Origin of the sequence: Streptomyces kebangsaanensis (assembly GCF_001906585.1) — a bacterium.
Classification (GTDB): Bacteria; Actinomycetota; Actinomycetes; order Streptomycetales; family Streptomycetaceae; genus Streptomyces; species Streptomyces kebangsaanensis.
In genome coordinates this window covers 1-19,371 of the sequence record NZ_JUJA01000155.1, presented here as the reverse complement: position 1 = coordinate 19,371, position 19,371 = coordinate 1, and the positions used below count along the sequence as shown (strand labels likewise).

General features: G+C 70.1%; 15 protein-coding genes. 4 read left to right on the top strand and 11 right to left on the bottom strand.

The features are described from left to right. From RH94_RS25810 to RH94_RS25800, 3 genes are all read right to left on the bottom strand, one after another. On the bottom strand, nucleotides 1-1,524 hold a 1,524-nt coding region (locus RH94_RS25810), incomplete at its 3' end, for a hypothetical protein (protein WP_158073093.1). A 64-nt stretch (nucleotides 1,525-1,588) separates the two neighbouring features. Further along, entirely contained in the window at nucleotides 1,589-2,059 is a 471-nt protein-coding gene (locus RH94_RS25805; protein WP_073950393.1) for a hypothetical protein, read from the bottom strand. After that, nucleotides 2,059-4,482: an ATP-binding protein gene (locus RH94_RS25800; protein ID WP_073950391.1), complete on the bottom strand. Its 2,424-nt coding sequence runs from the start codon at nucleotides 4,480-4,482 to the stop codon at nucleotides 2,059-2,061. Before RH94_RS25800 ends, RH94_RS25805 begins: the two co-directional genes overlap by 1 nt. A gap of 319 nt (nucleotides 4,483-4,801) precedes the next feature. Here RH94_RS25800 and RH94_RS25795 point away from each other — a divergent pair, with 319 nt between their 5' ends. Then, a complete protein-coding gene (locus RH94_RS25795) occupies nucleotides 4,802-5,719 on the top strand; it encodes a helix-turn-helix domain-containing protein (protein WP_073950531.1) in 918 nt (305 codons plus the stop codon). Then, nucleotides 5,716-5,931, top strand: a complete 216-nt coding sequence (locus RH94_RS25790; RefSeq protein WP_073950389.1) for a DUF397 domain-containing protein — start codon at nucleotides 5,716-5,718, stop codon at nucleotides 5,929-5,931. Before RH94_RS25795 ends, RH94_RS25790 begins: the two co-directional genes overlap by 4 nt. 74 nt (nucleotides 5,932-6,005) lie before the next feature. Here the strand turns inward: RH94_RS25790 and RH94_RS25785 are convergent, their stop codons facing one another. The 4 genes from RH94_RS25785 to RH94_RS25770 form a co-directional block, all read right to left on the bottom strand. Then, complete coding sequence (locus RH94_RS25785) at nucleotides 6,006-9,281, bottom strand: type I restriction endonuclease subunit R (protein ID WP_073950387.1); 3,276 nt, start codon at nucleotides 9,279-9,281, stop codon at nucleotides 6,006-6,008. Beyond that, a complete protein-coding gene (locus RH94_RS44610) occupies nucleotides 9,278-10,117 on the bottom strand; it encodes a restriction endonuclease subunit S (RefSeq protein ID WP_079189183.1) in 840 nt (279 codons plus the stop codon). The genes RH94_RS25785 and RH94_RS44610 overlap by 4 nt, the downstream gene beginning before the upstream one ends. A gap of 379 nt (nucleotides 10,118-10,496) precedes the next feature. Further along, nucleotides 10,497-12,119, bottom strand: coding sequence for a class I SAM-dependent DNA methyltransferase (locus RH94_RS25775; RefSeq protein WP_073950527.1), 1,623 nt, complete (start codon nucleotides 12,117-12,119; stop codon nucleotides 10,497-10,499). Between the two features lie 17 nt (nucleotides 12,120-12,136). Then, a complete protein-coding gene (locus RH94_RS25770) occupies nucleotides 12,137-14,290 on the bottom strand; it encodes a hypothetical protein (protein WP_073950385.1) in 2,154 nt (717 codons plus the stop codon). Between the two features lie 230 nt (nucleotides 14,291-14,520). Between RH94_RS25770 and RH94_RS25765 the strand changes: the two genes are divergently transcribed. Then, nucleotides 14,521-15,141: a hypothetical protein gene (locus RH94_RS25765; RefSeq protein WP_234426057.1), complete on the top strand. Its 621-nt coding sequence runs from the start codon at nucleotides 14,521-14,523 to the stop codon at nucleotides 15,139-15,141. A gap of 161 nt (nucleotides 15,142-15,302) precedes the next feature. Then, nucleotides 15,303-15,968, top strand: coding sequence for a hypothetical protein (locus RH94_RS39045; RefSeq protein WP_079189182.1), 666 nt, complete (start codon nucleotides 15,303-15,305; stop codon nucleotides 15,966-15,968). A 28-nt stretch (nucleotides 15,969-15,996) separates the two neighbouring features. Here RH94_RS39045 and RH94_RS25755 read toward each other — a convergent pair whose 3' ends face one another. The 4 genes from RH94_RS25755 to RH94_RS25740 all read right to left on the bottom strand — a co-directional run. After that, the gene (locus tag RH94_RS25755; RefSeq protein ID WP_073950381.1) at nucleotides 15,997-16,647 is read right to left on the bottom strand and encodes a thymidine kinase; all 651 of its coding nucleotides are present in this window, start codon (nucleotides 16,645-16,647) and stop codon (nucleotides 15,997-15,999) included. 59 nt (nucleotides 16,648-16,706) lie between these two features. Beyond that, nucleotides 16,707-17,972 (bottom strand): alkaline phosphatase family protein, encoded by a 1,266-nt coding sequence (locus RH94_RS25750; protein ID WP_234426056.1) that lies wholly within the window; start codon nucleotides 17,970-17,972, stop codon nucleotides 16,707-16,709. Further along, nucleotides 17,972-18,568 carry a DUF5998 family protein gene (locus tag RH94_RS25745; RefSeq protein ID WP_073950379.1) on the bottom strand — a complete coding sequence of 199 codons (597 nt, stop codon included), beginning with the start codon at nucleotides 18,566-18,568 and terminating at the stop codon, nucleotides 17,972-17,974. The genes RH94_RS25750 and RH94_RS25745 overlap by 1 nt, the downstream gene beginning before the upstream one ends. A 53-nt stretch (nucleotides 18,569-18,621) precedes the next feature. Beyond that, nucleotides 18,622-19,371 (bottom strand): acetate--CoA ligase family protein (locus tag RH94_RS25740; protein ID WP_199881059.1); only part of this gene is annotated, 750 nt, incomplete at its 5' end.

Genomic DNA, 19,371 nt, shown 5'->3' with positions numbered 1-19,371 from the left:
AGCCGCATCGGCGCTGCTCCGCTCCTTTTCCAACAGGCGGGTCAAGGCCGCGATCTCGGCCCGCAAGTCCCGCTTTGGCTCCTTCGCCGACGTCGGCGTCTCGTCCGGGGCGCCCTCCGACACGTCCTGGGGAGGATCGTCGGCCGCGATCTCGGCGTCCGGAGGCACGACGGTGCCGGCGTCGCCCATCCCTTCGACGCCCGTGGACTCGGTCTCCCCCACAAGCACCGTGGACGCCTCGGGTGCAACCTCGGCATCCCGGTCTTCATCCCTCCTTTCGCTGTCAACCGCGTTGTCCGCCCCAGCCACATCGGTGGTTTCGGCCGCCGCAGCGACCTGGGCGGTTCTGGCCGCTTCCCGAATCTCGGTGGGAATGGCCGGATGCCCGGCCACGTGCTGAGCCCATTCCCGCACGGGTCCGTCAGACCGCTCCCGGGTCCGGGCGTCGGCCAGCAACGCGCAGGCCCGGAAGGTCATTTCCTCCACGAAGTCCAGCCACGGAGCGTCATCCTCCTTGGGCCGCCTCATCAACGCCGTCTTCAGGAGTCCTGTGGCCCTGGTCAGGAGGAGAGCCAGCCCGTCCTCCTGGTCCGGTGCGAAGTCCGCGGACAGCGCCTGTTCGAAGCAGTCCATGACAGCCCGCAAACCGTCCCACGCGTGCTCGCCGCCCAGCGTCTTGGCCGCCTTGTCCGCTGCGGGGCTCGGAGCCGGCATCGCCACGAGGGGAACGAGCAACGGCAGGAGATCGAGGGACGACGGGATCTCCGCGGACTTCCTCGCGGCCGGGCCGGGTTCGTTGCCGGGGAGGACGATGCGGCCCCTGGCGCGCGTCACTTCGGCGATGTGCTCGACAGCGACCAGGCGGATCTCTTCGGACACGCGCTCGGGATGAGGCTCTGCCCAGCGTTGCGGCCACTCGGCCACAGGCACGTCGAGCGCATGCGCCGCGAGCCGTTCGTACGGTGACAGCTCATCCAGTCCTGCGGACACAACGACGGACAGCGACTGTCTGGTTGCGGCACTCGCCCTGCGGGACTTACCAGTCAACTCCTGGAGCGCCTCGGGTGCCGACAGTTGCCGACGGGAGTTCCGGGACCTGCTTCCGCCTTCCTTCCACCGCAAGCGGCGCTTGCTGTCTTGCCAGACACGAGGATGAGCCAGGAGCGACTGACGCATCTGGCCCCACTCGTCGAGCGACATGAGCGCTTCGATCCCCAGGCTCTCCACGCTTTTCCGGAGCCCGGTGATGGTGACCCATTCGCCCAGCTCACGGATCAGCTCGACCAGCACCTTCTCAGGGTCGCTCTCGAACTCCCCCTGGAGCGCCGCAAGGTCGGTGGCGGCCCTGTACCGGATCGACCCCGGGACGAGAGTCCTCACCGACTCCGGCATCGGAACGGGCACATGCTCACTCTCACCGCCTTCCCACTCAATGACGACTTCTGTCTCGTTCAGTGCGCGAACGGTACCTACACGACGTACGGCGTTGCCGTCGCATTGCTCAACCAAAGATCCGATTTCCACAGCGCGAAACCCTATCGGCCGTTGCAACAGTTCCCGGTGGGGCAGAGCTCGTTGCCGGTGGTCTCTACGTGTGCTCAGCGTTGTAAGTTGCCGTCGTCTCCTCAATCGGCGGGCGCCCCGTGCCCGTCTGCTGAGGGAACTCCAGGACCGCTCCGAGCGCGGTGAGTTCCGCGACGAGCGTCTCGACGGCCGTCTGCCAGGCGCGTACCTGGGTGTGGCTCGGTCCGATCTCGTCGTGGTGGTACTTGCAGCCCGTGCTGAGCCGGCTCCAGAGTGCGCCGGCGCGGCGGGCCAGGTCGGGGCCGGCGTAGTGGCGCAGGCAGAGCAGCTTCGCGCGCGTGCTGACGGCGCGGAGTCCGGCTTCCTCGGAAGTGAGGACCTTGTCGACGGCGGCTTCCAGGGCGATGCGGAGGGCGTAGGCCGCGCCGCGGTCACGGCCGGCCCGGGTCGACGGGCCGCCGCTCAGGGGGTCGGTGAGGAGGCTGTCGGCGGTCGCGAGGAGCGCGGCGACCGTGCTGGTACGGGTGGCGGGCATCAGGCGTTCACCTCCGGCTTGCGGATCCTGGCGGCGAGGTCCTCGACCTTCCTGACGAAGGCGACCGGGTCCCGCGGGAGGAATCCGCCGGGGTGGGCGCCCTGCTGGCACTGGTGGATCAGGGTCGTCGCCTCGCTGCCGTACTGGGCGCGGAGGCGGTTCTTGACGTCCTCGTCGGGGTGGACGCGGCCGTCGTCGAAGAGGGCGAAGGACGCGAGCGGGAGGAGCCGGTCGGTCGCGTCGATGGCGGCCTGCAGACGGTCGGCGGGCTGCCCGGTGCGGTTCCGGCGGAGCCAGGCCGCTTCGACGATCGCCGTGGTCAGGGCCTCGCGGCACAGTGACGGCAGGACGTGTTGCAGTGCCGTCTCGGGGCAGTTCTCCGTGTGGGCGAGGGCCATGGCGTTGTCGATGGCCTCCTCGACCGGGTCGGTCCCGGAGGTGACGCTCACCTTGGACCTCTCACCGCGCTCCACCTTGAGCACGGTCACCGGCAGGCCCTGGCTGCGGAAGGCGTGCGGGAGCCGGGTGTCGTGGGTGAAGACGACGACCTGCCGGTCTCGGCCGAGTTCGTCGAGGACCTGGGCCAGACCGTCGACCTTCGCCGGGTCCATGGACTGCACGGGGTCGTCGACGACGACGAAGCCGAAGGGGCTGTCGGCCGTGGCGGCGCGGGGCAGGAACAGGGAGAGGGCGAGCGAGTGCAGTTCGCCCTGGCTCATGACGCTCAGGGCGGGAGCCTCGGTGCCGTCGACGGTGACGTCCATGATCAGCTTGCGGACGGTCGCCTTCTCGCTGCCGTGCAGGCTGACGTCCTTCAGGTCGACGCTGCTCTGCTGGCGGAGCTTCTCCCAGATCCGCTGCGTGTGGTCGGCGAAGGCGTCGACGCGGAGGTCGCGGATCTCGGCCGTGAGCTTCTTGATCCAGGTGTGGGCGGCGTTGGCCTCCGTCCTGCGGGGCTTGGCGGCCTCGGCCTCCCGGGAGAGCCTCGTCCACTCGGCCAGCAGGCCGACGGCCTCGCGCCACCGTTCGTCCTTGGCCGCCAGTTCCTCACGCGCCGTCCTGGCCACGATCTCGCACGCGTCCGCCAGCGTCACCGCGGTCTTGAACGCGCGCTCGGCGAGCTCGGAGGGGTCGGTGATGCCCCGGCACTCGCCCCAGGCCCGCCACGGGTCGGCGAGCGCGGCCGGGAACTTCTGCGGCACGTGGATCAGGTCCTGCAGGGTGCGCGTCGCGGTCCGCAGGCCGGCTTCGGCCCGGTGTACCGCTTCGGCCTCCTGGAGGAGGGCGGCGATCTCCGCCTCGGCGCGCCTGGCCCACTCCCGGTCCAGGACCTGTTCCGTGCCGCAGACCGGGCAGGCCGTGTCGTCGGCGTGGCGGTCGCTGTGCCGCAGGGCCGCCCGGAGCAGTTCGGCCCTGCTGTGGGCGTCGGCGGCCGCGGTCCCCTTCAGGTCCTCGGCGTCGGCCACGGCGCGCTGCAGCTCGTCCACGGCGGAGCCGACCCGCCCGAGGTCGGGGCCCTGGGCCTCGGCCTCCAGACGCGCCTCCCGCAGCCGGCCCTCGTCGGCCGTGGGCACGCCGGCGATCAGGGCGTCGAGCACGGCGTAGTCCGGGCCGCCCTTGTCGTCCACCGCCAGGAGTGCCTTGAGCGCCCGGTCGTCGTGCCCGGCCGCCTCCAGGGCCGCGTGCAGGAGCGGCTTCTTCTCCTTCTCGGCGTCCTGGACGGCCTGGAGTTCCTTCTTCCTGGCCGCCAGCCGCCGCGCGGCGGCGTTGAGGTACTCGAGTCCGAGGATCGCGGCGATGTTGTCGTACATCTGGGCCGGCTTGCCGTTGATCATGTTGCCCAGATCGACGTACGACAGGAACGGGCGGTAGACGCGGGTCGCCTGTTCCCAGCCGGCCTGTTCCAGCGGGATGGTGCCGTGTCCCGGCCGCCTGAGCACGGCCTGGGAGTCGGTGAAGGCGTCACCGGTCCAGGTGCGGGTGAGGGTGCTCGGCGACGGGTCGCCCTCGATCGCCAACCTGGCCTCGACGGCGGTCCGTTCGTCGTTGTGCAGGTTGCGCCAGCGCACGGCGCGGTTCGGGTGCTGTCCGGAGCAGTGCGCGTTGGTCCCGGTGAACAGGGTCTCGATGCCCTCGGCGATGCTCGACTTGCCGGAGCCGTTGCGTCCGACGACGAGGGTGACCCCCGGCTTCGGCCGCAGCTTCAGCAGCGTCTTCGAACCGACGCCGCGGAAGCCGGTGACCGTGATGTTTCCCAGGTAGGTGGGGCCCGCGGAGGTGCGGGATCCTCCGGCGTTCCCGGAGTCGCCGAGCACCTCCCGGATCAGGGCCTTCACCGCCTCGGTGAGCTTGGTGTCCTCGGCCAGCCGTGCCTCGACGAGCTCCGGCAGGGGCAGCGAGTTGCCGCGGTCCGTCGCGTCCATGTGGTGTCTCCCGTGATTCCCGTGTCCGACGTGGAAGGGGCGAGCACCGACAGGCGGTGGGGTGCGGCGGGGCCGCTGGGGTGCCTGTCGACGGGAAGGACCGTAGGGGTGGGCGAGAGGCTTTTGCTTTGGTGGAGGCGATAACACTCGTTATCAGTTTGGTTGTTTCGTCCACTACGGCCCTGTTGGTCGCGTAACGTGATTGACCAGTGACGCAGCGACAAGGGGCGGCTGTACGCGGGTTGTACGCGCGTGTAGGAGCCGCGCGCCGTAACGGCTTCTGCTGCGGGGGTGTTGGGCCAAGGAGGTGGTGATGGAGATGGCAGAGCGCAAGGGTGCGGAGACCGGAGAACGCGAACAGGGCAGCGCGCAAGCGGTCATGAGTCTCGGGGACAGTTGGGAGCACGACGACGGGGCCGGGCGGCGGCCGGGGGACGAGGCCGGGCGGGGCGTGGTGGACGCGTTCGGGCAGACCATGAAGACGCTGCGGGTGCGGGAGGGCCTGGGCCGCGAGGAGTTCGGCCGCCGGCTCGGCTACTCGGCGTCCACGGTGGCGTCGTTCGAGCAGGGGCGGAGGATTCCGCTGCCGCGGACGATCGACCGGGCCGATGAGGTACTGCGGGCGGACGGGTTGCTGACCGTGTGGAAGGAGCAGGTGGAGCGGGCTCAGTATCCGGTGTTCTTCCAGGGGATGGCGGCGCTGGAGAAGGAGGCCATTGAGCTGGTCTCGTACAGCACGCTCGTGTTCAACGGTCTGGTACAGACCGAGGAGTACATGCGAGCCGTGCTTGCCATGCGGTGCCCGATCCTGGACCAGGAGACCATTGAGCAGCGGATCGCAGCGCGATTGGCCCGCCAGGACATCTTCGACCGCTGGCCCGCCCCGCTCCTGGGCTTCGTGATCGGAGAGGCGGTGCTGCGACACCGGTACGGCGGAAAGGGCGTATTGCGGAGGCAGTTGGAGCATCTGCTCCTAACCGGCCAGAAGCGGAACGTCACGCTCCAGGTCATGTCGCTCGACTGCGAGGACAACGCAGGCGTGGACGGACCATTCACCATCGTCACACGCAAGCACGGCAAGAAGTTCATGTATGCCGAGGCACAGGGAACCAGTGCTCTCCAGACTGACCCGGAACAGACGGCTCTCGCAGCCGCACGCTATGGGATCATCCGGTCACAGGCTCTCACTTCGCGAGAGTCACTGGAGCTCATCGAAGGGTATCTGGGATCGCTATGAACAACGCTGAGTCCTCGACCGTCGTCTCCGGCCTCGCCTGGTTCAAGAGCAGCTACAGCGGAGCCGAAGGCGGCGAATGCGTAGAGGTCGCGACCGGTACGGCAGCCGTGCACGTCCGAGACTCCAAGACTGTCGCCGGGCCCATGCTCACGGTCTCGCGTGAGGCGTGGGCGGGGTTCGTCGGGTCGGCCTCGTCGGAGCGGCGCGTCTGACACCCGCACCTACGTGAGAGCCCTGCCGGTTCCGTCGGGCGGCAGGGCTCTCACGTAGGTGCGGGTGTGCTCGGTCAGGCGTCCAGGACCCCGTTCTCGGACCATTCGTTGGCGAAGTGTTCCATCTGGCGGAGGACCAGGTCGATGGCCTCCTTCTGCTGGTCCGGTGGGTAGTTGTTGCGGGCCAGGAGGCGTTTGATGGTGCTGCGCAGGCGGGCGCGGACGGACTCGCGGGCGATCCAGTCGGGCTTGAGCTGGCGGCGGACCTCGGTGACGAGTTCGCGGGCGATGCCCGCCAGGACCTCGTCGCCCATGAGGGAGCGGGCCGTGCCGTGGTCGGCGACGGCGTCGTAGAAGGCGAGTTCGCGCCAGTTCAGGGGCGGGGCGAACTTCTCGCCGCGGCGGGCGTCGGCGGCGACCTCCTTGGCCATCTCGACCAGTTTGGCGATGAGTTCGGCGCTGGTGTACTGCTGGCGCATGTAGCGCACCATCAGGTCCTGGAGGCGCTGGGAGAACGTGGTCTGCCGGACGATGTTGTGCCGGGTGACCTCGCGCATCTTCCGCTCGACGAGTCGCCGCAGTGCCTCGGCGGCCAGGTGCGGGGTGTCGCTGTTCTGGAGCTGGGCGACGAGCGCGTCGTTGAGGTGGGTCAGGTCGGCGGTCTCCAGCCCTGCCTCGGCGAACAGGTCCGTCACCCCGCCGGTCTCCACCACCGACGACGTCAACCGGGCGAGGTACAGCTCGATGTCGCGGGCGACGGGGAGGCCGCGCGCCTCGCGGTTCATGGCGTCCAGCTTCGCCATGTAGGCGCGGACCTCGACGAAGAACTGGATGTGCCGCTTCCAGGCCGGCTTGTCCGTGAACCGGTCCCCGACCTCCTTCGAGCTGCCCGCCAGCGCCCAGAAGCGCTCAAGGCGGTAGGCGTGGTCACGGAAACGGCGGCCCAGCGTCTGGCTCGGGTCGTCGAGTTGCTCGGGGTTGTTGCCGGGTGTGCGGGGATCGAGCAGGTGGTTGGCCGTCCGCAGAGCCGCGTCGACGAACGCCCGGGGGTCGGGCTTGTCGAGCAGGGGTTCCCAGGCGAAGCCGCGCAGGATGCCGGTGAGGACGTCGTACTCGTTGCGCAGCTCGTCCAGTGCGCGCTCGACGTCCTGGCCGAGGGTGCGGTCGCGCTGGTCGGCCTCGGTGTACTCGGCGATGGCCTTCTGGAGGTTCTCCGTCAGCGGCGCGTAGCCGACGAGGAGGCCGTCCTCCTTGCCGCGGAAGCGGCGGTTGACGCGGGCCAGGGCCTGCATCAGGTTGGCGCCCTTGAGCGGCCGGTCCAGGTACATGGTGTGGATCGGCGGGGCGTCGAAGCCGGTCAGCAGCATGTTGTTGACGATGAGCAGTTCGAGCTCGTCGTCGGGGTCCTTGGCCCGGTTGATGACCGTCTTGCGGCGGCTGTCGGTCAGCGCGTGGGCGAGCAGCGCGTCCGTGTCCTTGCGGGAGTTCGACGAGAAGACGATCTTCATGACGCCCTTGTCGAACTCGTCGCTGTGCCACTCGGGCCGCAGTTCGCGCAGCGCGTCGTAGACGCGTACGCAGATCTCGCGGGTCGCGCACACCACCATGGCCTTGCCGGACGCCCCGCCCGACTCGGAGACACCGACGAACGGCTGCATCCGCTCCCGGCGGGCCTCCCAGTGCTCCACCAGGTCGGCGGCGAGATCCCTTATCCGGGCCGGTGCCCCGTACATCGCGTTCATCGTCGCCACGGCCTGCTCGACGCGGCGGCGCTCGGTGTCGTCGAGGCCGTCGGTGATGCGGTCGGCCTCCTCGTCGATGGTGGTCGGGTCGACGTCGCGGTCCAGGACGAGCTGGATCACACGGCTCTCGTGGTAGACCTTCACGGTCGCACCGTCGTCGGCGGCGCGTTTGAGGTCGTAGACGTCGATGTAGTCGCCGAACACCTCGCGGGTGTTGCGGTCCGCCTCCGAGATCGGCGTTCCGGTGAAGGCGAGCAGCGTGGCGTGCGGGAGCGCGTCGCGCAGGTGGCGGGCGAGGCCGTTGAGGTCGTCGTAGTGGCTGCGGTGGGCCTCGTCGACGATCACGACGATGTTCCGGCGGTCGGAGAGCATGGGGTGGTCGGTGCCCGACTCCCGCTCCTCCTTCGTCTTGCCGAACTTCTGGAGCGTGGTGAAGAGGATCCCTCCCGTCCTCTTCGCCGCGAGCTCCTCGCGGAGTTCGGCGCGGGTGACGACCTGTTTGGGCGTCTCCGGGAGGATCTCGCTCTCCTGGAACGTCGAGTAGAGCTGGTCGTCGAGGTCCGTGCGGTCCGTGACGACCACGACGGTGGGGTTCAGCAGGGCCGGGTCCCTCATCACCATGGTGGTGGTGAGGACCATCTCCTCCGACTTGCCGGACCCCTGGGTGTGCCAGACCACGCCGGCCTTGCCGTCGCTGGCCGAGGCGGTACGGACGGCCTCGGCGGCGCGGGTGACCGCGTGGTACTGGTGCGGCTTCGCGATCCGCTTCATCCGCTTGGACGGGACGAAGTTGATGAAGGACTGCGTGAGTTCGAGGAAGCGGGGCTGGGTGAACAGGCCGTGGATCGCCAGGTTCTGCCCCGACTCCGCGAACCCGTCGGCGGTCAGCGGGTCGACGCGGGCGCCGAACTCGTCCGTGTTCCACGGGGCGAAGTGCTCGTACGGGGTGAACGGCGTGCCGTACTTCGCGGTGATGCCGTCGGAGAGCAGGACGACTGTGTTGTAACGGAAGGCGGTGGGGAACTCCTGTACATACCGGGCTACTTGGGCGTGCGCCGTCTGCAGCGTCGCGTCCTCGTCGCCGGCGCGCTTCAGCTCCACGACGGCGAGGGGCAGGCCGTTGACGTACAGGACGACGTCGAAGCGGCGGTTCTTGTCGCCGTCGATCACCGTGACCTGGTTCAGGGCGCGGTAAGTGTTCGCGTCCGGGTCGGCCAGGTCGACGAGGCGGATCGTGGGGTTGTGCTCGGCGCCGAAGGAGTCGGTGTAGGTGACGGATCGGATACCGGAGGTGAGGTGCTGGTGGGCGGTCCGGTTCTCCTCGTAGGTGTCCTGGGAGCCGGGGGTGGCGGCGGTCGCGACGGCTTCCCGGACGGCGTCCGGGGGGAGGTCGGGATTCAGGCGCTCGATCGCCTCCTGAAGGTCCGGGTAGAGGATCAGGTCGTCCCAGGACTTCCGGTGCCCGGAGCCGGGCGCGAACTCGTTGCCGGAAGCCGGCAGCCAGTCCAACTCGGCGAGTTCGTCGAGGGTGAGCACTTCCCAGTCGGCTTCGGTGGGACGGCGGTGCGTTCTGTCGTCGGGTTCGTTTCCGTCGTCACGCGTCGTCATGTGGCGTCCTCGACAATCTTCTCGGCGTCCTTGACGCGGAGTCGGCCGGACATGAGTTGGGGGAGGAGGGTGTCGCGGAGGGCTGCGAGGGTGCGGCTTTCCGCTTGCAGCGACTTCGTGTGGGTAAACGCGGCCGAGGCTTCCTCACCGAAGGCGGCCAACGCGTCCGCGTCAGGCCGGTTCACCTGGTAGTTCGCGGCATCCACCGCGCTGACCCGCTGTCGCCCGGACGTGCCAACCATATTGCGGATGGCATGAGCACGGAACCTGCTGTCTCGCGCCAAGAAATAACTAAGTTCGCTGGGCACTCCGGGGAGCGAGCGCATCACGATGAACTCGGTGGAACCAAGGCCAACCTCGCCATCTTCCATGAAGTCGACGTAGCCGGTCTTGCCGTTTTCCAGACAAGGGGTGATGCGGGCAAGAAGAGTGTCACCATTCATGAACCTTGGGCCTGGCTTCGGCACCCTTCGAGTCCACGTAGGAATACTGGCCAAGCGGGTCGGAAGTGCCGCCATATCCACGTAGATGGACTCACCTGCAGCGGGTTTCGCGAGCTTCGGGTTGAAGGTGACAAGGCCAGTAACCAGCATAGCCGTTTCAGGATTCGGCTCCTCAGTCAGGCCTAGCTCCGCGTAACGGCACTGAAGCAGCTGCTCGTAAGTGGACGCGATGCACTCGTTGACGGCGATCTTGTCGTCCAGCGCCCCGAGCACAGATGCGACCGCGCGTTGATCACCAATATTGGGCAGGGTGATCAACAGGCGCTTCTGATCGCTGAGACTCAGATAGGGCGCCATGTCCGTGCCATGCGCAAGAGACTTGATTTGCTCCATCAACTCCGGGCTAATCGCCCAGTAGCGAAGATAGCGGCCATCAATAATATTTACGTCCCGCGAACGCCAGTAACTCAGGTGCGGCGAGTAAACGAAAGAAATAGTACCTGGCGGGACATAACCAGTCCTTCCTGTGCTGTTTCCCTTAGTCGTGATAACCGTGTCACCGGGGCGAGATGTCTTCCCCGCTACCTTACTCTCCAGCGATGCATGAAATCGTTCGATCCCATCCCAATCCCACCCACGAGTGCTGAGCCTTCCAGCCCTCATGAAGGCGGGACCGCTCCCACCAAGCTCCGAGTTCTTGGCGCGGTACCCATCTCCGATTTCCAGAGCGTTCTGACTAATCAATTCCTGAAATGTATAAGAACGGCGTCCGTCAGACATCGACCCTCCCCAGCTGCTCGCGCACCGTCTTCTCCAACTCCGCCGACTTGTCGAACAGCTCATACAGCTCCTCCGCCAGCTTGCTGATCCGCTCGGCAACAGCCTCGGCGTCCTCTTCCTCCGCCTCGACAGCCCCCACGTACCGCCCTGGCGTCAGCACGTACCCGTGCTCCCGCACCTTCTCCAGGTCGGCCGAGTGGCAGAAGCCCGGCACGTCCTCGTACGTCAGCCCCGCCTCCCGCGCGGACGCCGTGCCCCGCCAGGCGTGGTAGGTGTCGGCGATCTTTCTAAGGTCGGCCTCCGGCAGGATTCGTTCCGTCCGGTCCGCCATCTCGCCCATCGCGCGGGCGTCGATGAACAGGATCTCGCCGCGTCGGTCGTCCAGCCGCCGGGCGCCCTGCGGAGACTTGTCCTTGGACAGGAACCACAGACACGCGGGGATGCCCGTCGTACGGAAGAGCTGCGCAGGCAGCGCGACCATGCACGCCACCAGGTCGGCCTCCACCAACGCCTGCCTGATCTCCCCCTCGCCGCTCGACTGCGAGCTCATGGACCCGTTGGCCAGGACGATGCCGGCCGTGCCCCTCTCCCCCAGCTTGGAGATCATGTGCTGGAGCCAGGCGTAGTTGGCGTTGTTCTTCGGGGGGACGCCGTACTTCCAGCGCGGGTCGGTCTCGTCCCTCGCCCAGTCCTTGATGTTGAAGGGCGGGTTGGCCATCACGAAGTCGGCCTTGAGATCGGGGTGCTTGTCGTCGGCGAAGGTGTCGCCCCAGCGGGCGGCGAGGTTGCCGTCGATGCCGTGGATGGCGAGGTTCATCTTGCCCAGGCGCCAGGTGCGCTCGTTGAGCTCCTGGCCGTAGACGGAGATGTCGGCCTTGTGGCCGCGCCCCCGGTGTGCCTCGATGAACTTGGCGGCCTGCACGAACATCCCGCCCGAGCCGCACGCCGGGTCGTACACCCGGCCCTCGTACGGCTCCAGGATCTCGACGATCAGCCGGACGACGGAGCTCGGCGTGTAGAACTCGCCGCCCCGCTTGCCCTCCGCCCGTGCGAAGTTGCCGAGGAAGTACTCGTACACCTCACCCAGCAGGTCCTGGGCCGGCTTGTCCTCGTTGCCACCGAAGCGGGCGTCGCTGATGAGGTCGACGAGTTCGCCGAGGCGCTTCTGGTCGACGCGGTCCTGGTTGAAGATCTTGGGGAGGACGCCGGTGAGGGAGGCGTTCTCGCGCATGATGGCGTCCATCGCCTCGTCCAGGAGCTTGCCGACGCCCTGGGCCTTGGCGTTGGCGGCGATCCAGGACCAGCGGGCGGTCTCGGGGACCCAGAAGACGTGGGCGCCGGTGTACTCGTCGCGGTCCTCCAGGAAGTCGCCGATCTGGTCCTCGGAGATGCCGTCCTCGGCGAGTTCCTTGGCCAGCTCGGTGCGGCGCTCCTCGAAGGCGTCGGAGACGTACTTCAGGAAGATCAGGCCGAGGACGAACTCCTTGTACTGGGCGGCGTCGATGGAGCCGCGCAGCTTGTCGGCCGCCTTCCAGAGGATGTCCTGGATCTCCTTGGCGGTGGAGGCGCTGAACAGCTCCGCCTGGTCGGCGGGCTTCCCCTTGTTTAGAGGCATCGGGTGGACCATCTCCTTCAGTGAGTGCCGGTGTGCGGATGCGGAACGTGCTGGATGGTGAGCGTGCCGTCGGCCATGCCGGCCGCCATCACGCGGGTCAGGTCGTCGAGCGCGGCGGTCTGCTCGCGCAGCAGCGCCGCCCGGCCCTCGATCTCGGCGAGGACGGCCTCGTAGAGGTCGGCCTCGACGCGGTTCAGGTCGGGGACGACCAGGTCCTCGATACGGCGGGAGGCGCGCACGGCGCCGCTGGTGCGGGCGTGTTCGGCGGCGGCCGCGCGCAGTAACGCGGCCAGTACCCGGGGCCGTAGGGGCGGGTCGGCGTCGGGGTGGACGCGCAGGATGCGGGCAGGGGCGGCGACCAGGCAGACGCCCTCCGTCTCGACGTACACGCCGAAGTGCGGGTTGGCGGTGACGACGAGGTCGCCGGGTTCGGTGAACTGGGCGTGTTCGTAGGCGGTGAGGAGGATGCCGCGGTCGATGCGTCGGCCGCCGATGCGGGCGGTGCCGAGGATCTCCTCGGGGGTGAGGACCGGGTAGTGGCCCTCGGGGGTGAGGTGTTCGGGGGCGAAGCGGTGGCCGGGGCGGCGGCGCAGGCGGCGGGTGCGCAGGAGCCGCGCGACAGACGTACGGCGCACCGGCCGGCTCTCGGGGCGCAGCTCCGCGTGGGCGTTCAGCCGGAGTTCGTGGGTGCGGGAGCGTTCGTGGAGGTCGCTCAGGCGGCGTTCCAGGTCGGCGATGGCCGCCGGGCGTTCGGCGACGGTCCGGGTGTGGCGGGAGGCGAGTGAGCGGTCCTGCGGGGTGAAGGGGGCGCCGGGGCGGCCGTCGAGGGCGGTGCCGGGGACGATGGCGGCGTGGCGCGGCTCGTGGCGCGGGTCGGGGGTCCAGCCCGAGGTGCGCCAGATGGCGATGTCCTCGGCGAGGGTGTCGAGGACGGGTTCGGTGAGCGGCTGGGCGGAGTAGTCGGCGAGGAGGACGCGGCCGGTGCGCTGCTCCTCGGGGACGCGGGCGAGGAGCCAGACCGCTGTGCGGTAGCCGGGGCGGAAGGGGTGGGCGCCGTCGGGCAGGCTGATCGCGGCCTTGAGCAGGCCGGGCTCGAGGAAGGAGCGGCGCAGGCGGTCGGCGTCGCCGTGCCGGGCGAGCGGGCCGGTGAGGACGTCGGCGGGGCCGAGGACGACGGCGGTGGAACCGGTGTCGAGGTGGTCGGTGAGGGCGGCGACCCGGTCCAGGACGGTCTTCGCATCGCGGGTCTCGGCGGCCTCGTAGGGCAGGGCGCAGACGAGGAGGTCCGGGCAGCCCCATTCGTCCTCGTCGGCGGAGAGTTCCTCGCCGTGGGCGACGTCGAGCCGGAACTCGTACACCCCGCGCACCAGCATCCGTCGGCGTACGAGGCGTACGCGGGCCGGGTCGGGGTCGGCGGCGAGGTAGGTGTGGCCGGACTCCTCGGGGGCGTGGTCGTGGAGGGCGGCCAGGAGGTCGCCGGCGCGGGCGTGCGGGACGGCGACCACGGAGCCCTCGGCGAGGGCGTCGACGCCGGAGAGGGCGGTGAGGGCACGGACCACGGCCGGGGCTGGCTCGTCGGCGGTCAGGGCGCGGGAGCCGAGGCGGTGGCGGGCCTGGAGGATCCAGTCGAAGGCCTCGGCGGGGTTGTAGGCAGCGTCGATCAGTTCGTCGGCGAGTTCGGCGAGGGCCGGGCCGGTGCGGTCCGGGTCGGGCAGGGCCCGCAGCTCGGAGAGGAGGAAGCGGTCGTCGGGGTCGAGGTCGGCGGCTCTTTCCAGGACCGTGTTCCAGGGGCGGCCGTCGGCGACGGGGGCGTCGAGTTGCTGGTGCAGGCAGACCAGGGAGGTCAGGGCGCCGATCAGGGCGGACGCCGGCAGGGACGGGGTGCGCCAGGCGGCCAGGGTGTGCAGGGCGAACTCGGCGCGGAGGCGGCGCGGGTCGGTGTTGCCGCGGCCGGTCGAGGCGAGCCAGTCGACGACGGCACGGGCGTCGAACAGGGGACGTCCGTCCTCGTGGGCGACGGGGGCGGGGAAGTCGGGGTGGCGGCGGGCCCAGGTGGTGGGGACCGGACGCTTGACCTGGGCGAGGGCGGCGATTTCGGCGTAGGTGATCCGCCAGGCCGGGGTTTCGGGCAGGATGACGGGAGGCGTGTTCGCGGCCGGGTGCATCGCCATCGGGCTTGTCCCCCCTCTCCCCTTGGACCGTTGAGGCCGGCGTCCTCGCCTTCGCGCCTCGTGGTCCGCCCCTTTTCCGCAGGGCGGATCAGCAATCTACAGGCAGTCCGGGAGGCATAGCACAACTCGACTGATAATACGGGTTATCAGGGATATTCAACTTCACATGCCGGGGTGGTGGGCATCTTGTGGTCATCAAGTGTCAAGACGCCGACCGGAGGACCACCGCGATGAGTCACACGCCCCCGATGCCGCACAGCACCCCGCAGCCCTCCGGCCCCGGTGGTGCGCCGAACTGGGGCGCCGCGCCGCCGGTCCCGCCGCCCGGTGGCTGGCAGGCCCCGATGGGGCAGCCGATGAGACCGAAGCCGTCGCACCGCAAGGCATGGCTCACCCACGGCGCGACCGCGTTCGTCGCGCTCATGGTCGGCACCGGCATCGGCGGCAGCGGGGACTCCGGCGGCACCGACGACTCCGCCGCTCCCGCCCCGGCCGTCACCGTCACCAAGACCGCGGCCCCCGGGGGCGGCGAGCCGAAGCCGGCCGCCACGGTCACCGAGAAGGTCACGGTCACGCCGAAGCCGGCGAAGAAGCCCGGACCGGCCACCACGGTCGAGGGCGAGGGGCAGTACCTCGTCGGCGAGGACATGCAGGCCGGTACGTACAAGACCGCCGGGCCCGACAAGGGCGGCTTCATCGAGAACTGCTACTGGGCCCGCACCAAGGACGCCTCCGGGGAGTTCGGCGCGATCATCGCCAACGAGAACCTCCAGGGGCAGGGCCGCGTGACGCTCAACAAGGGCGAGTACTTCCAGAGCAAGGGCTGCCAGAAGTGGACCAGGGTCAGCTGACCGGCCGCCGCACACGCCGCCGCGCTCGTGGGGGGGACGCGGCGGACCCGGGGGCGGTCCGGCCGGGAGCCGGGCCGCCCCACCACGTCCTTCTTCCTGCGTACCTCCACACCCCCACCCTTCCGCGCCTCCGCGCCCTCGAACCGAGAGGAAGTTCCGCCATGCCCGCCCCGGAGCAGCAGCCAGACCACCCGTCGGCCACGGACCTGGAGCCGGTCCAGGAGACGGCCGGTAACCCGGCCTCCGCGCCGACCGGGCCGATGCCTGCCATGCCCTACCACCCGCCTGCCATGCCCTACCACCCGCCGGCCACCCCCGCCTCCCGCTGGTCGCGGCTGTCGCGTGCCACCGTCCTCGCGATCGGTGCCGGTCTCGGAGCCGCCGTGGTGGGAGCGTGCTGGGCGGGGATGTCGCTGGCCGACGGCAACGAGACCAACGCGCCCGAAGCCGCCGCGAGCAGCTCTCCCTCCGCGACCGCCGACCAGGCCGAAGACACGAAGACGCCGTTCAGTACCGACGGGACGCTCACCGTCGCCGGGGTCGGCGCGGATCTCGACTCCGGCGAGCTGTGCTCCGGGACGGGCGGCTACTCCGACATCGACCTCGGCACCCAGGTCACCATCACCGACGCCGCCGGAACCCTCGTCGCCGTGGGGAGCCTCGGCTTCGGTCAGAAGACGGAGCAGGGCTGCGAGTTCCCCTTCACGGTGGACGACATCACGCCGGGCTCGAAGTTCTACACGGTCGAGATCTCCCACCGCGGCGGCCTCACCAAGACCGAGGACCAACTACGCGAAGGAGAGCTCGCGTTCACCCTCGGCGACTGAACCCGTCCAGCCGTCACTCCGGCACTGGTCAGTCGGCGGTCACCGGCAGGACGTCCGGGGACAGGGCCGCCGCGCGGGCCGAGGCGGCCGTCATGCGGCGGCGGTGGTGGCGGCGGCACAGGACCTCGTAGCCGATCTCGTCCGTGGAGCGGGTCACGTCGCCGATGACCACCTGGGCGCCCTCGACGACCATGACGCCGCCCACCGTGCGGGCGTTGTGGGTGGCGCGGGCGCCGCACCAGCACAGGGCCTCGACCTGGAGCACCTCGACCCGGTCGGCGAGTTCGACCAGGCGCTGGGAGCCGGGGAACAGCTTGGTGCGGAAGTCGGTGGTGATGCCGAAGGCGTAGACGTCGATCTCCAGGTCGTCGACCATGCGCGCGAGCTGGTCGATCTGCCCGGGTGCGAGGAACTGGGCCTCGTCCGCGATCACGTAGTCGGCGCGTCCGCCCTGCGAGAGGTGGTCGACGATGTGGGCGTACAGGTCCACGCCGTCCTCGACCTCCACCGCGTCGGTGACCAGGCCGAGGCGGGAGGACAGCTTGCCCTGCCCGGCGCGGTCGTTCCGGGTGAAGATGATGCCCGCCAGTCCGCGCGCGGAGCGGTTGTGCTCGATCTGCAGAGCCAGTGTCGACTTCCCGCAGTCCATCGTTCCGGAGAAGAACACCAGCTCGGGCATGAGCAGTTGGGCACCTTTCGGTGAGAGTGCGGCGGCGGGCGGGGTGCGGGTGGTGGCGGTCAGGAGCGTACTTCGAGCAGGGGGACCAGTTGCTCGGCAGGGGTCATCGAGCCGTGGTTGCCCACCATCGACGACTCCTTGGGCTCCCGCTCGGAGGCGATGAGCAGGACGTCGTCGCGGGCGGCGGCGACCACGTCGCCGATCCGCGCGTACACGCGCTCGTCGATCCGGGGCCCGAACCAGCCCGCCGCGACGGCCTCGTCGCGGGAGGCGACCCAGAACTGCTCGCCGAGCACCTCGCGCCAGCAGGTGAGGACGTCGCTCTCGGCGCCCGGCACCGCGTAGACGTGCCGGGCGCGTCCCTCGCCGCCGAGCAGGGCGACTCCGGCGCGCAGTTCCCAGTCCTCGTCGAAGTCGTAGCGGTGCTGTTCGTCGAACGGGATGTCGATCATGCCGTGGTCGGCGGTGACGTAGAGCGCGCTGCGGGGCGGCAGTTGCTCGGCCAGGCGCTGGGCGAGCCGGTCGACGTGCATGAGCTGGCCGCGCCAGGTGTCGGAGTCGATGCCGTAGCGGTGGCCGGCGCCGTCGAGTTCGGAGTAGTAGGTGTAGACGAGGGCGCGGTCGGCGGCGGCGAGCTGCTCGGCCGCGACGTCCATGCGCTCCTCGCCGGTCAGCCGCCCCAGGAACGTTCCGCCGCTGAGCGCGACCCTGGTGAGCGGGGTGCTCTCGAAGGCCGGGGAGGACACCTGGGCGGCGTGCACGCCCGCCCGCTGGGCGAGCTGGAAGACGGTGGGGTACGGCTGCCAGGTGCCCGGGTCGGTGTACGGCTGCCAGCGGAGCTGGTTCATCAGCTCGCCGGTGGCCGGGTCGCGCACGGTGTAGCCGGGCAGGCCGTGGGCGCCCGGGGGCAGGCCGGTGCCGACGGAGGCCAGGGAGGTCGCCGTGGTCGCCGGGTAGCCGGCGGTGAGCGGGCGGCCGGTGCCGCCGCGGGAACCGGCGAGCAGGGAGGTGAGGAAGGGGGCGTCCTCGGGGTGTGCCTTCAGCTGCTCCCAGCCGAGGCCGTCGATCAGGAAGACGCAGGCGCGGTCGACGGGGGTCAGCTCGGGGATCGCGGCGGTCATCTCCGGTACGCCCATGCCGGCGGCCAGTGTGGGCAGCAGGTCGGCGAGCGAGCCGGACCCGTACTGCGGGACGGGCGCGGACTCGACGGCCAGGGGCTGCGGCTGGTCGTCCCAGGCGGGGGCGGGGGCGGGGGCGGGCACGGGGCGCCCCTGGGCCCGGGCGGCGGGGCCCTGGGCGGCGGCGGGAGACGGGCGGGTCGCCATCAGCGGGTCAGGTCCGCGGTCGCCTCGGAGATGGCCTGCGCGAAGGCGAGGGTCTGGCGCACCGTCTCCGGGCCGTCCCCGGCCTCGCTGACACGCAGGCTCAGGTCGTCGGCCGTCGAGTTGCCCGTGTAGCCGTGGTCCGCCTCGCAGTTGGGGTCGCCGCAGGCGGCGGGCTCGAGGTCGATGCGGGAGACGGCGCCCCAGCCGATGGTCAGCACGACCTCGCGGGGCAGGGTGCCCGGCGTGTACTGCTCCGGGTTGGCGACCACGCGGCTGACCACGACCGAGGAGATCCGGCCGAGCTTCACCGACTCGGTGGAGGTCGTGGCGTACGGCGTCGGGGAGGTGCTGTCGGCGGCCTGCTCGTCGGTGTGGCTGACGATGAAGCGGTTGCCGGTGAGGACGAGCACCGTCACGTGCCGTCGCACTTCGTTCTGGTCGAACGTGGTCTCCTGGTGGACCAGGTACGACCGGACGGGCTCGCCGCCCACGGCGGCCTCCACCGCCTCGGCCACGAGAGCCGGGTAGTAGCCACTGCGCTCGATCGCCGCGCGCAGCCCCTGGGTCGTCGTACTGGTCTTGGCCATGCGGTCCATCCTACGGTGGCGCGCCGACTGCGAGGCACCGCCGTGGGGTGGGAAAACCCCGGTCAGTACGCCGGGAGGGTGCGCGGGCCGAGGTCGTCGCGGGCGGGCGGGGGTGCCAGGCGCACACTGGCGCCCAGGACGCTCAGCCCGCGCGGGGCGACGACGACCGGCTCCAGGGTGACGGCGACGACCTCCGGATGGTCGTGGACCAGCCGCGACACGCGCAGCAGCAGCTCCTGCAGCGCGGGCGTGTCGACCGGGTCCGAGCCGCGCCAGCCGAACAGCAGGGGGGCCGTGCGGATGGCCCGGATCATCGAGGTGGCCTCGCGTTCGGTGATCGGGACCAGGCGGTGCGCCATGTCGTCGAGCAGCTGCGAGGCGGCTCCGGCGAGCCCGAAGGAGAGCACGGCGCCGGCGGCGGGGTCGATGACCGCGCGGACCAGGGTGTCGACTCCTCGGGGCGCCATCGCCTGCACCACCGGCCGCAACTGCTCGGGCTTGCCGAAGAGTTCGGTCAACTCGGCGTAGGTGCGGCGTAGTTGCTCCTCGTCGGCGAGGTCGAGCCGTACGCCGCCCAGGTCGGCGCGGTGCCGCAGGTGCGGGGCGGTGGCCTTCAGTGCGACGGGATAGCCGAGGGCGCGGGCGGCCTCGACGGCGGCCTCGGGGGTGGGGGCGGGCAGGGCGCGGCGGACGTGGACGCCGTACCGGCCGAGCAGCTCGCAGGTCTCCTCCGTGCCCAGCGTCAGCCCCTGCCCGCGCGCGAGCAGCCCGTCGATCAGAGTGGCGGCGCCCTTCTCGTCGATGTCCTCGTA